At 47.6% G+C, this 13,280-nt stretch carries 11 protein-coding genes; 1 reads left to right on the top strand and 10 read right to left on the bottom strand.

Features of this window, described 5'->3' with window-relative positions; genetic code table 11:
* Positions 1-161: 161 nt before the first annotated feature.
* Positions 162-344, bottom strand: coding sequence for a DUF2524 domain-containing protein (locus GON22_RS17580; RefSeq protein ID WP_160397412.1), 183 nt, complete (start codon positions 342-344; stop codon positions 162-164).
* A gap of 312 nt (positions 345-656) precedes the next feature.
* On the opposite strand from GON22_RS17580, the gene GON22_RS17575 reads away from it, so the two are divergent.
* Positions 657-1,907 (top strand): RICIN domain-containing protein, encoded by a 1,251-nt coding sequence (locus GON22_RS17575; protein ID WP_160397411.1) that lies wholly within the window; start codon positions 657-659, stop codon positions 1,905-1,907.
* Positions 1,908-2,256: 349 nt separating this feature from the next.
* Here GON22_RS17575 and GON22_RS17570 read toward each other — a convergent pair whose 3' ends face one another.
* From GON22_RS17570 to GON22_RS17530, 9 genes are all read right to left on the bottom strand, one after another.
* Entirely contained in the window at positions 2,257-4,137 is a 1,881-nt protein-coding gene (locus GON22_RS17570) for a pentapeptide repeat-containing protein (protein ID WP_160397410.1), read from the bottom strand.
* Complete coding sequence (locus GON22_RS17565; RefSeq protein WP_160397409.1) at positions 4,134-7,205, bottom strand: hypothetical protein; 3,072 nt, start codon at positions 7,203-7,205, stop codon at positions 4,134-4,136. Before GON22_RS17565 ends, GON22_RS17570 begins: the two co-directional genes overlap by 4 nt.
* A 199-nt stretch (positions 7,206-7,404) precedes the next feature.
* Complete coding sequence (gene argC / locus GON22_RS17560) at positions 7,405-8,358, bottom strand: N-acetyl-gamma-glutamyl-phosphate reductase (protein WP_160397408.1); 954 nt, start codon at positions 8,356-8,358, stop codon at positions 7,405-7,407.
* Positions 8,359-8,564: 206 nt separating this feature from the next.
* A complete protein-coding gene (locus tag GON22_RS17555; RefSeq protein WP_160397407.1) occupies positions 8,565-8,816 on the bottom strand; it encodes a YolD-like family protein in 252 nt (83 codons plus the stop codon).
* Between the two features lie 90 nt (positions 8,817-8,906).
* Positions 8,907-9,959, bottom strand: a complete 1,053-nt coding sequence (locus GON22_RS17550; protein WP_160397406.1) for a leucine-rich repeat domain-containing protein — start codon at positions 9,957-9,959, stop codon at positions 8,907-8,909.
* Between the two features lie 138 nt (positions 9,960-10,097).
* Positions 10,098-10,904, bottom strand: coding sequence for a hypothetical protein (locus tag GON22_RS17545; RefSeq protein ID WP_160397405.1), 807 nt, complete (start codon positions 10,902-10,904; stop codon positions 10,098-10,100).
* A gap of 175 nt (positions 10,905-11,079) precedes the next feature.
* Complete coding sequence (locus GON22_RS17540; RefSeq protein ID WP_160397404.1) at positions 11,080-11,475, bottom strand: (R)-mandelonitrile lyase; 396 nt, start codon at positions 11,473-11,475, stop codon at positions 11,080-11,082.
* 22 nt (positions 11,476-11,497) lie between these two features.
* Positions 11,498-12,592, bottom strand: a complete 1,095-nt coding sequence (locus GON22_RS17535; RefSeq protein ID WP_160397418.1) for a PAS domain-containing sensor histidine kinase — start codon at positions 12,590-12,592, stop codon at positions 11,498-11,500.
* A gap of 4 nt (positions 12,593-12,596) precedes the next feature.
* Complete coding sequence (locus GON22_RS17530) at positions 12,597-13,250, bottom strand: response regulator (protein WP_160397403.1); 654 nt, start codon at positions 13,248-13,250, stop codon at positions 12,597-12,599.
* Positions 13,251-13,280: the final 30 nt, after the last annotated feature.

Genomic DNA, 13,280 nt, shown 5'->3' with positions numbered 1-13,280 from the left:
GGGAGAACAGTTTTTATTACGGAGTCAGCGCCCCTAAAAGCCGCACGTTCTCCCGGCTATCGCCATCATAGACCGCCTATAAAAATAGGCCAACCAGAAATGTCTGGCTGACCTGATAATACGAAAAGCCGCAAGGATGCGGCCTCTTGTTCAAAATTACACTAATGGTTAATATCGCATTTGTTAAAAATGAACGAGATTTGATTTTCAAGACGGTTGATCGCTTCCTGGGACTCTTTGCTATCCGCTTGCTGTTCACGAAGCGCTTCAAGTTGCTGCTTAAGCTGATGCAGATCCTCGCTTGCATTCGCACAATCATAGTTGCTTTCAAGGTTTTCAAACATGCTTTATCCTCCATTCTAGAGCTGGGTGTACTTGACTATTATGGTGGATTTCACTCATCTTATTCAGTTGGTGCAATTTATTAGTTTTCTCGACATTTCGACAGCAGCCAGGCCGGAATGCTTAAACTAAACAGTTCAAGTTTAGGTTTTATATCCTATTTAGATCATAGCTTGCCACATGGTAAACTCTTTGTGAAAGCGCTTCATTATTATGAAAACGATTTAAATCTGGAATCGGAGGTGAAACTGAAATCCTCTCAGCGAAGATGGAACCTCAATGTTGAATGGCCATCATACTAAAGGAGGCTCATTATGAATCGTTTATTTAAAGGCACGAGGCTGTTTGTTTTTACGCTTATTCTTTCCCTTATTGCAGCATTAGTTCCCATCTCGACAGCAAATGCAGCCTATAATCTCGTATGGAGCGATGAATTTAACGGCACTGCAATTGATGGGAACAATTGGTCATTCGAGACGGGCACAGGCAGCGGCGGCTGGGGCAATAACGAACTGGAGTATTACACGAACCGTTCGGAGAACGCTAGGATCGAGAACGGCAACTTAGTCATTGAGGCCAGAAAAGAATCATACGGCGGCATGAACTACACGTCTGCCCGGCTGAAGTCGCAAGGGAAGCAAAGCTTTAAATATGGCAAGATCGAAGCAAGAATTAAAATGCCCAAAGGGCAAGGCTTATGGCCTGCTTTCTGGACACTCGGCTCGGACATCGGAACAGTCGGATGGCCGAAGAGCGGTGAAATCGATATCATGGAACATGTCAATAACGAGAACAACACGCATGGCTATATCCATTGGGACGTTAATGGCCACGCATCCTATGGCGGCGCTAGCCATTCGGTTGACGTTACACAATATCATGTCTATTCCATCGAATGGACATCAAGCGCGATCAAATGGTTCATCGACGGCGTCCAGTTCAAGGAAGCCAATATTGCGAACAATGTAAACTCAACTGAAGAGTTCCACAAAAACCATTTCATTCTGCTGAATATGGCGGTTGGCGGCAATTGGCCGGGCTCACCGGACGGCTCAACCGCCTTCCCTGCCAAAATGTTCGTCGATTACGTCAGAGTGTACCAAGACGGCGGCACAACTCCTCCCTCCTCCGGCATCGTCAATGGCGGCACGTACAAATTGATTAACGCAACTAGCGGAAAAGCGTTAGATGTAGCTGGAGCTGGCACGGCGCCAGGCACGAACGTTCAAATCTGGTCGGATAACGGATCTGGTGCGCAAAAATGGACGCTGTACCAAAACGCGGACGGTTCCTACAAACTCATTAATGTAAACAGCACCCTCGCACTCGACGTTTCAGGTGCCGGGACATCCGACGGAACCAATGTGCAAGCCTGGACTGACTTAGGGAACGGTGCTCAGAAGTGGAATATCGTCCAGAACGGGGACGGCACCTATAAGCTCATAAACACGAATAGCGGCAAAGCGCTCGATGTCTCCTCTTCGGGCACAGCCGACGGAACGAACGTCCAAATCTGGACTGACAATGGAACTGGCGCGCAAAAATGGACGTTAGTCAAACTCTGATGGCTCATTAAAATGAATTGAAATGAACAAAGGCCGCCGATTGCAATCGGCAGCCTTTGTTCATTTTACATTTGTTCAACAATTCGTAGGCAAGCTGAATCCTTGATTTACTTTGATAACATAGCGAATTGGGCGTCTGCTATCATGAAAAAGCTTACAAGTTTGTCATCATTGTCGAGGAGATTCATGCTCACATAATACTTTGTTTTTTCGTTGCCGTCGGCTAATTCATTTGAATGATTGTTAAGCGGGTCTGTTAAGAGCTGAAGGCATTTAATAGAAAAACAGGAAGCTGCGCCCGACTGGAACGCATCTTCCTGTTTTTTGTAGCTTGCAATGCACTAGACTGCTACAGATGGCAAGGCCCTTTGGAGCCATCCGCGCATGTGGTGCTGCCAGTCGTGTTGCCTAGCACTGTGACCGAATATTGTAAAATAACTGGAATCGGATTTCCATAAAAATCCTTATAAACATTGTTATATTCCCCGGATTGGGTGGAGATCTGCGCAGACCGCAAATCGAGCCCATCCATGTTCGCGCCGGTACAGTCAGCCCCTCGTATGTCAGCGCCATAGAAGCTTGCATCCGGATTAGGCGGCAATGAGGCTGGAATCAATTGTGCTTGCTTGAAGCTCGCTCCGACCATCGTCGCTTCGCTAAAATCGCTGCCCCCCTGCTGAGTGCCATCAAATTCTGCCTGAATCAAAATCGCCTTATTGAATTTCGCTTGGTTCATCGTTGCGCCCTTCGCTGTCGCTTTTTTATCAGGATCAAGCCCCGCATAAGTGAAGAACAAAGCGCCGGAGAAGTCAACGCCATCACAGAAAGCACCTGTGAGATTCGTATTAATCATGAACGCTTCCGACATGACAGCGGCTTCATGCTTGTTCGAATCCTTATGCAGCTGAGTTTTACTCTCAGAGATCAAGTATGCACTGTCTAAGTTAGCGAGCGTCAGATTGGCGCCAATTAGCTTTGCCCCTTTCAGCTTCGCATGCGTGAGCTGGGCCTTCTCCAAGTTAGCATGCTGGAGCTGAAGCTCATACATGCGGGTGCCTTTGAATGAAGCGCCTTTAAGGTCTTTTTTGCTCAAATCAAGTCCGTCTGGCAGCAACGCATAATCCGCGTTCAAGTCTGATACAGTGTCTGGGATATCCGTGAGCTTGGCATCGGACAAATCTAGATAAGACCAGTTATTGCCTAAAATCTTATAAGGCACGGTAGCCTGCAAGAAAGAAGTGCGGTCAGTCTCGGCGCGGGTAAAGTCAGGCGGATAGCTGAAGGAAGCTGTCGTTAGATCACAACGGTTAAACTTCGTATGATGCATGATTGCGCCATCAAATATCGTGTTGATCAAAGACGCGCCAGTCAGGTCAGCGCCTGACAAGTCCGCTCCGCTCAGATTGGCTCCATCCAAAATCGCGCCTGTCAAATTTGCGTTTGTCAGGTTAGATGTAGACAGATTAACGCCAGTTAGATTAGCTCCAGCCAGTATGGCTGAGGACAGCTGCGCAGATGATGGCAAAATCTTCGTCAGGTTCGTCCCAGTGAAATCGGCATGCGTGAAGTTCGCCCCATGCAAGCTCTTGCCGTCGAAGATGGCTTGCTGCAAATTAGCAGAGACGAATTGCGCATTTTCATAGGATCGGACTTGGCTAAAGTTTGCATTGCGGAAAACAGCATTCGTCAGATCGGCGTTGTCGAGGGTCAAACCGGATAAGTCTTTGCCGGACAAATCCAGATCCCGTGCTGAATTCGTCACGATCAAGATCGGCAGAAGATCGCCATCCACCTTAAATTTGGATTCTTGCCCAATGCTCACAGTTGCTTTCCCAAAACCCCAGTTGACTGGATACCAGCCCTCATTTTTCACTTCGATGTACTGTCCGGCGAAGTGGCCAGCAGCGCATTGAAACGCTACTTCGCCATGTCCGCAATTAATAAGCTTAAACTTCTGCTCGTCTCCGATTTGATCGGAAGTAAAATTATGATCCCGGTTATTCCATAACATCATGCCGTCATTATAATGGCTGTTCCAGTACCAGCCTGTTTTCGTATCCTTCAGTGCGACTAGTCCGCCGCCTAGGTTATTGATTTCATAATTATAATTGCTAGCATTGTTGCCAACGCATATGACAGCTAATCCGCCGGCATAGCCTAATTCATAATAGTAGCTTCCTGCATATCCGTATGGAGATGCTTGTAAACTCCATGTTGTTATAGGGCTCATAGTGAACCTTCCTTTTTAGGCGTATTCGGAATCCATTCGCTGACCGAGGGCTCCGTGTGTCCAGCTGGCGAGCTGATTTGTTGGAAATTAAGGGTATACAAATTACGCCACAGGTCAACGGCAAGTGATGATGCAACTAAGCCCTGCTGCGTAAGCAAATGGCTTCCCGCAGGCGTGTATATATCCAAATAGTATTGATTCGCATCATATCCGTTGCCGTACTGGCTCAGCACATAAATATGCCCTTGAATTTCAACGCTCATCGCGAGGTATTTGATATCTTGCGTCGTATCGTGAATGGCCAAATTGATCCAATATGGATGTTCAGCGTTCGAGAACGCCGATACAGGATGGCCGCCGCGGCTGAACGCTTGGATTCTCTGATTGCCTTTCTCGAGCACATAGATGGTTTGGTTCGGTGCAATCGCCACTAGTTCCGGTTCCAACAGCAGGCCTTCCCTCGTGCCTGGTCCCAGCTTGATCGTCGCCCATGGCGCTTCGCCATCTGGTTTGCCGCTTGAAGGCACTTGCAAAATTTGCATGACAGGATATGCAGGGTTCACTGCAACGATGTACCCATTCGAATGATAAGCCATCGATGTCGGAATCAAGTTGAATCGGCCCCAGCTCTCGCTAGCTGATAGATCGAATGCCCGTTGCGGGCTGTCCTGCGGGACCGAAGCGTCATTGATCGGTTTGATCTGCCTGAGGTGGAAGCCGTCTTTTGTATCGCCTGTCGGATCCAAGTAGAAATAAACAGCGGCACCGTTATCCTCACCAAACTGGGGATACGCGAGCAGCGGCGCTTTGTTATAGCCTTTAGGCGTATTCATGATGCCGGCATTCGGATCCGGTCCATAGGCGATGTTCTTGAAGGCATAAAGCTGCAGGTTTTCCCCATCGCCGCCATCGACAGGCGGAATATGCATGCCAGATGCCTGCCACGTATAGCCGAGCAGCCCGAGGTTCGAATTCAGCGTAATCCCTGCCAGGCTCTCCAATTCATGGCCGCTTCCTCCTGTGCCGAGGTCTTCCGCTGTTTCCTTAGGAGCTTCGGAAGTATGCTGCCATGCATATCGCCCATTTTGTTGCACGAGCAGTTGGCTGTGCTTGTAAGTGGTTTGCTCCGTAAGCGGATATAGCATCTGCTTGACGGTTACAGAAGCGACCAACTGCTCCTTCCCTGGCGTAAGCATATTGTCCAATAATGCCGACGTTCCTCCACCTACCAGCCATCCTTCATGAGAGTAGATCGCTGCTAAGAAGGTTACTTTGCCGCCAACCGGAATGTTCTTCAGCTCGAACGATAGGCTGGATACTTTAGGGTCCGGAATATCGCCTTTATACGTTCGCGTTGTGTTGTCGCTATACTGTGCCGTCACAACATAATACGCAGCGGTAGCCGCAAATTCAGCTTGTTGTCCGTTCTCTGCCCCGGGAACCAGCGTGATCGATGCGTCCATGCTTACAGTCAGTTCAAAATCGACTACTCGCGGCGATGTGATCACTTCGCTAACCGTTTGGGCAAGTTGTACGACCGTGCCTTCAATCGCTAAAGCTTTTAGCCCCCAGCCTACGACTGGAATTGCTTCTTCTACCTCTTCGGCAGATAAAATAGCCGCAAGCTCGGCAGCGAACTCTGTCCCTGTAAGCAGCTTGGATACGATCCGGTCTGCAAACGAAGTAAGCATATCTCTCACGTCATTGCCCGTGTTGCTTGAGTTGTTGATGATATCTTTGACGACCGTGTAGATGGAGTAAACAGTAGGAGCGATGAAAGTGATCTTTTTGAACAGCGTGTCGAACATCTTGCTGCTCTCGGTTCCTACTGTCATGACCAGAGATATGGTAGGAATAACGAGATCCATCAGTGAGGTCGCTCCGATTCCAATCCATGCCGCAGTAGGGTCAGCATCGGAATGGGAATTGCCGTTTCCAAGGCTGCCAATCGACAGGCGAAGCTTGCCGATCGGCTCAGCGGAAGGCAATTGTAAAGAAACCATAGAGGTTGCATCGCTCACTGGAATGCCAAGGAAGGTGCCTTCCGCGCTGACCGTACTGATGAATTTCAACGATTTGGACCCTAGCAGCAGCTGCCCCGCTTCTCCCAACGCATCCTTCCACTGCTGAACGTCAGTTAGGTTTTCCCCCCTTAGAATCGCCAGCAATTCATCCGTGCTAATTTCAATCGGAGTGACGCCATCACCCTTATAGAAGGTTGCGTAGATCGACATGTGCCGAATATAGGAATTCGTGACTCTCAGATCAAGCTCGAATTTATCGGTGAGCTTCTCTATTTGTACAGAAACCCCGTATTGCGGCCCACCATCCTTCAGGTTATAGTGATAGCCACCTGTGCTCACAGATGAGGCTGCCAAATTCGAATGGTTCGTTGAAATATGGCTGACGCCCGGTTGAACATTCCAGCGTACGCCTCGCAACGTTTCATCGCTATAGGCTTTCTTCTTGATATCAGCAGCCGCGTCTACCGTTAGATTGAGCAAGTATGGATGCAGCTCGTAGGTGTAGAAAGGCTTCCCTGTTTTGTCAAGAACGGGCTTGCCGTCATCGCCTATGATGAGCTTCGTCGTATTCCAATTGTCCTTGAGCTGTTCTAGCATAAATGCCATTTGGCTAATCTCTGGAGTGTCATTCATATGGTCGAGGATAATATCGGAGTGTTCGGCGGTTAGAACGGTAATGCTAGGATTCAGAAAAAGAATGGATTTGGCAATATCGGCTGCAGAATACACTTTATCAGGTGCAGAAGTGGAGATGGCTGTTGCCTTGAGCGAGGGAATCCCTTGATCGTCTGCTGGACCATAAACGCGAATAAGTTTTACCTTAGAACGATCATGTGGAACTGCGGCACAATAATGAGTAGGATACGGGACTGCTGACTCGGCATGAAAGCCGCTCGAACTTAGAGTATCGCTGGTGTGCTCGATAAGCGGATAGGAGACGTTGCCTGCCTTTAGAACAAAAGGCCCCCCTGTTCCTTCTTCGCCTAGAAACCGGAGGTCATAATGGAGGTCGCGGACCCCGGCAATCGGTTGGCTTTGGTTCATAAATTTCCCCTCTCTCAATTGGCATCTCTGGAAGCGCCATCCTATTTCTTGCATGCTCATTATAGTAGAAGCTTTGGCCGCATGGAATGGGCCTGTAGAACTAGTAATCATGCCTGAATTGTTCCATTGCCTAACCTGTTCTTCAACGAACGCATCTATCACTTCTGCCCCCTCACCTCTAAAATAAGCACCGTAAATTCTATGAGCTAAGCCCTAATCCCTCCTCAAGTCCCAGCATGATGTTCATACATTGAATCGCGGCTCCAGAGGAACCTTTTCCCAAATTGTCTAATCTGCATGCAATAAGAACTTGATCGTCGTTCCCTAGAACAAAAATCTCAGCATTATTCGTTCCATTGCATAATGTCGGATCAAGGTTTGATTGATTCATTCCCTTGGTGCCCTCCAGAGGGATGACTTTTACGAACGTTTCGCTTTGATAATAATCGATGAGGGCAGCATGAATATTTTGGAGGTTAGGTTGATTTGGAAGCAGGCGTGTCACCAATGGAACAGTCACAACCATGCCATTGTAGAAATTGCATACAGTCGGAAGGAATACGGGCTGAAAAGCAAGATCCGTAAATTTCTGCATTTCTGGCAAATGCTTATGGTCCAAGTTTAAGCTGTAGTGCTTAGTGTGATTTAGTACATCGTTTGATTCGACCGTGTTGCCTAACTCGTATCGTTCAATCAGTGCCTTGCCTCCACCGCTATAACCTGTTAAAGAATGGCAACTTACCGGATAATCCCGTGGAAGAATGCCTTTGTGGACAAGCGGATGAATCGCCAGCTCAAATGCTGTAGCGTGGCAGCCGGGAACGGACACTCGAGCTGCGCTAGCAATTGCGCCCCTTTGTTGTTCCGATAATTCTGGCAAACCATAGGTCCAGTCTACATTCGTGCGAAAAGCTGTACTGCTGTCAATAATTCGCGTATTAGGATTCGTAATTAGCGTTAACGCTTCTCGGGCAGCTTGGTCTGGCAGGCATAAGAATACAATGTCAGCTTCATTCATCAGCTGTATTCGGATCTGGGGATCCTTCTTATGGTCCTCTGGAATCGAAAGCAGTTCAACGTCGTTTCGTTCGCTAAGCCTTTCATGTATTTTTAAACCTGTCGTCCCGTACTGGCCATCTACAAATACTTTCATAGCGCTTGCCTCCTTCAACATAATGAATAACTATACAATATTATGTATATTAATACAACCAACCCTAATCCCATTAGCCCGGATATCGAAATCTTACACGCATTAGCCGCATGGAGATCGATCGATTTGCCCTAGCGCTCATCAATAATTCAAACAAAACAAACAGCCCCCTCAGCATGAGGGGGCTTACGTTATGTTGAAGCATACTAATCTCTCGGGTAATCCAAACTCATAATATCCATAAACGGAACTTTGACAGTCTCTTCCTTCTTCTGCACATGTACTTTGCCTGTTCTCGAGTCCAAGTGAACGATTTGTCCACGCAACGGCTCTTCCCAGCCCCAAATAGTCAAAAGTATATCTGATTTCTCATTATACGCCTCAGTGATTTGGTTTCCTATTTCCTCTAACACAAACTCGTCCCGCGTGGGCCGTTTGGGCACTTTTGCTTTTGCCATTGCTGTAATCCTCCTTACGTATCTGGGCAATGATACGTCATTAAGCTGTTCATAGTCAACAGGATTTTCACCACTTCTCCAATACGATCTTCACTGTTCTGTTTCAATCGTTTCCCATAACGAATCCTGTGACACATTGATGTACTTCAGTTGTTTCATATTATTTAGGAAATCAGGCTTGCGTTTGATCATACACATGCCTAAATCCAAGATTTGCAAATGCTTCAGCTTTTCTAACTCAGGCGGCAGCTCATGGATCGAGGTATATTGAATCGTTAGCTGCTCCAGTTGATCCAGCTCTCCGATCTCCGGCGGGATGCGGTTTAGGCTGATCTTATCCTTTGGCTTGGCCCGATAACCAGGAGCCGGACGATCCGAGCTCGCACATTGGATGTTAAGCACTCTCAGTTTTTTCAGCCTGGCTATGGAAGCGGGGATACTCTCCAAATCAGCCGTCAGGATACTCAGGCGTTCAAGCTTTATTAACTCGAACAGCCCTTCGGGCAGGCGATAAAGATCCTGTTCAAAAATTTCCAGATCACGCAGTTCTGTAAGCTCCCGGATTCGCTCGGGCAGTTCTGTCAGCCCATGTCCGCTTATATACAACCAGTCGGTTTTATGCTTTATAGCATCATCTAGCAGACGATCCAGGTCCCGGTGAGCTTTTAATTCCAAAAAAAGCCCAGTAATCTGATCCATCAGATCGATTGCTTCTTCCTCCGTTACTTCAAGGCCATACATCCGTTCATGCACAACCGAATATAGGTAGTCTCCGCCATCTTCTTTCAAGAAACACAAGTCTTCCGGCAGGTTAGGATAAATCCAATCCGACAAGCGGTTTGCCATTTGCTTCAGCAGGTTCCCGCTTTCTTCGCAGCATCTATAAAAATAGTAGGTTCCCGCGGAATAAAAGGCATGGCTGCGATATGTATTTCTTATTTGTGTAACGTCATCCATTATATCGCCTTGGATAACGATTGACTTCACCAGAAAAGGTTCCAACGCTTCCAATTCGCTTGTGTATTGGCTCCGTCCCACGCCATCTAACATTTTCTCCCCAAGCACAAAACATTCCGAGTTCCTTATCGCCAAATCGATTACCTGCTCGTATGCCTCGCCTTTAGGATCTGTGTACATTCTCATCCTATATGTCTCCATTCCGAATCGAAATACATAATATTCCTGGTATTAAGATACCACACATTGGAAAAAGATGTTTTCAAAACAAAAGAGGAAGATGCGCGCCCGAAGGGTGCATCTTCCTCTTTTGTTGCTTCTCCCTTATGGAATATTTACAACGAATGGTACTATGAATGTTTTCCCGTTTTGCTTGAACTGCCCCCAAATTTTATACTTTCCGCTTGCAGGGAAGCTCGTCATAAATTTGGCATCTGGACCTGTCGCATTCTCCTCTGTTGGGTGAACATGCAAATAGTTTTCGGTATCCTCGCTCACGATGACGACATGGCCAACCGCACCCAAATAGGGCTGCAAATCCGTAATGGGCAAGTTTGTTTTGGCATCTACAATGTTAAAGGTTAAATTTAATTCCTTGTTCGCCTGTATTTGATCGAATTCAAGCGTTATTTTTTTGCCATCAATCACTTTCTCCTTATCAAGATCAGGCGTAATCGATGCAGGCGCTGGAGCGGTTCCTTGCACCGTTACCCAATTGCTTTTCGTTGTTTCAGTTCCGCCGGCAGGTATGTAATCTGCGTACATTTTGAACTCTCCTGCGCTTGGGAGCTGCGTAGTGACCGTAAATTCACCGTTTTCTTCATATTCAGGGTGGAGATGGCCGAAGTACGATAAATCCTTGCTCATGATAATAAGATGCATTTTCTTCTCATGATTGATGTCGAATTGTTCAACAGGCTTGCCGCTGCCATCTCGAATCTTCACCTTAATCGTAATATCTGTATTAGGGCTAGGATGATCGGTTGACAACGTCCATACTGCTTCTGTGTTAGCTGTAGCTGTATCACTGTGCTCGCTGCCATGGCTCATATGGCCTTGATCCGTTGATTTGCCACATCCGGCTAACGCTGCTGCGACGGCAACAATTATTAGTAACTTAAGACCTCTCATCAATTAACCTCCAATTAAAACGCATTATTTTATTTGAGATGTAATTATACCCATAAGGGGTATATCTAGCATTATATATACCCCGTGGGGGTATGTCAACTCTATCATTCATCACCATCTCCAGCTAAACTCGTACAAAAAAAAAGCCGCGATTTCTCGCGGCCCATCAATTCGTTCATGAGTGATATTGCTCATCCGTCACTTTTTCCATCCAGTCAACCGTCTTGCCGTCCATCCGTTCATGAATGGCAATATGAGTCATCGCCGTGTTCGGTGCTGCGCCATGCCAATGCTTTTCTCCAGGCGGGAACCAAACAACGTCTCCGGAACGAATTTCTTCGACTGGACCGCCCCAGCGCTGCACGCGTCCGCTTCCCGACGTTACGATTAATGTCTGGCCGAGCGGATGCGTATGCCATGCTGTTCGAGCGCCGGGCTCGAATGTAACGCTGGCCCCGGCTGCACGTGCAGGTTCAGTTGCTTCGAACAGCGGATCAATGCGAACCATGCCTGTGAAATAATCAGCATGCCCTTTGCTGGAAGGTTGCGTACCAATTTTTTTGATATCCATATCTTAAATGCCTCCATTTGGTTTATATCGGGATCGTGAGCGTTACAGCAGTGCCTTGTCCAAGCGCGGATTCCAGCTTCAAGCTGCCACCGGCAATTTTGGCTCTTTCAACCATGCTAAAGCGGCCTACGCCCTGGGTTCTCACGTTCAGGTCGAATCCGTTGCCTTGATCGGCGACAAGAACAACAACTTCAGATTCATATTCATGAATGGAAACCGCCGCCTCCGCAACGTCTGCATACTTCGCAGCATTCGTCAGCGCCTCCTGAATTATTCGATAAATGACCGTTTCCTTCTGAATGCCAAGCCTTCTCCGCAAATTACAGTTGAAAACTACTCTAATTCCGTAGTGGGCAGCAAAATTTTCGATATAAGTCCGGATAGCAGGCACGATGCCTAGGTCATCCAGCACCGATGGGCGAAGCTCCCAAGCTAACCCGCGCACCTCTTCTATAATGCCTGCTACATGATCGCGAATCCCGTTTAACTCTTCTTTCTCTTGGCTAGGTGAAGCGATGACACGGTCTAATTGGATCAGAAGCGAGAAAAGGCTTTGGCCAATGCCATCATGAAGTTCCCGGGAAAATTTGCGGCGCTCGTCCTCTTGAATGGTCATCACTTTGGCTAACGTCTCTTGAAGCTCTTCTTCGACTTTCTTAAGCCGGGTCACTTCGTTACGAATCGCGAGATACTGATAGGGGGTTCCTTCTTCACTGATGAAAGGCACAATCGTTGTGTTCACCCAGTAATAGGAACCGTCCTTTGCTTTGTTCTTAATGTCACCGCTCCATACGTTCCCAGCTAAAATCGTCGACCACATCTCGTCCATAAACGGTTTGCCGTGATAGCCGGAATTAATAATGCGGTGATCCTTTCCGAGCAGTTCTTCCCGCCCATACTTGGATATTTCGCAAAATTTATCGTTTACGTATTGAATTTTCCCTTTATGATCCGTAACAGCGACAATCGATGACTCATCGAGCGCAAATTTAACATCTGCGAGCTGCTTTAAAGAATGCCTCAGCTCCGCGCGAAATTGCATGTCCTCTATTCTGCCGTCTAGTTGTGACAGAAGCGATTCGACATGCTCGGCGATAACGTTTTTATGCAGAGGCATTTCGTTATTCAAATTGAAGCAACCCCTTTTTCATCGCATATTTGATTAATTCAGGCCTTGTCCTCAGCCCCAGCTTCTCCATAACGTTGCTCTTGTGTGTTTCAACTGTCTTGACGCTAATGACAAGCTGCTCGGCAATTTCTTTGTTCGCGTAGCCTTTCGCCGTTAACCCAAGCACTTCCTTCTCGCGATCCGATAACGATTGGTAAACGTCGCCACTTTCGCCACGCTTTATTCGTTCCACATATTCATTCATCAAACGTTTCGTTGCTGTCGGGTACAAGTAGGCATCGCCCTTGGCAACAGAGCGAATTGCTGTAAGCAGCTCCTCGTGCGGCGCACTCTTGAGCACATAGCCGGCTGCTCCAGCATGAATCGCACGGAACAAGTATTCATCGTCATCATGCATCGTCAACACCAGAATGGCTAGATCGGGCAGTTTCTCCTTGAGCTCGGAAGCTGCAGTAAGCCCGTCCTTGCCATGGGGCATGCTCAAATCCATAAGCACCACATGCGGCTGAAGCTCAAGTGCAGCTTGAATGCCTTCATCCCCGTCGGAAGCCTCCGCAATAACTTCAAGATCCGCTTGGCCGTTAAGGAGCAGGCGCAGCCCGGAACGAACCATTGCATGATCATCGACAATTATGATTTTAATCATCCTACACCCTCTTCTCCCAGACTCGCGTTA

Source organism: Paenibacillus sp. MMS18-CY102 (assembly GCF_009789195.1).
GTDB lineage: Bacteria > Bacillota > Bacilli > Paenibacillales > Paenibacillaceae > Paenibacillus_T.
This window is presented reverse-complemented; position numbering and strand designations above follow the sequence as displayed.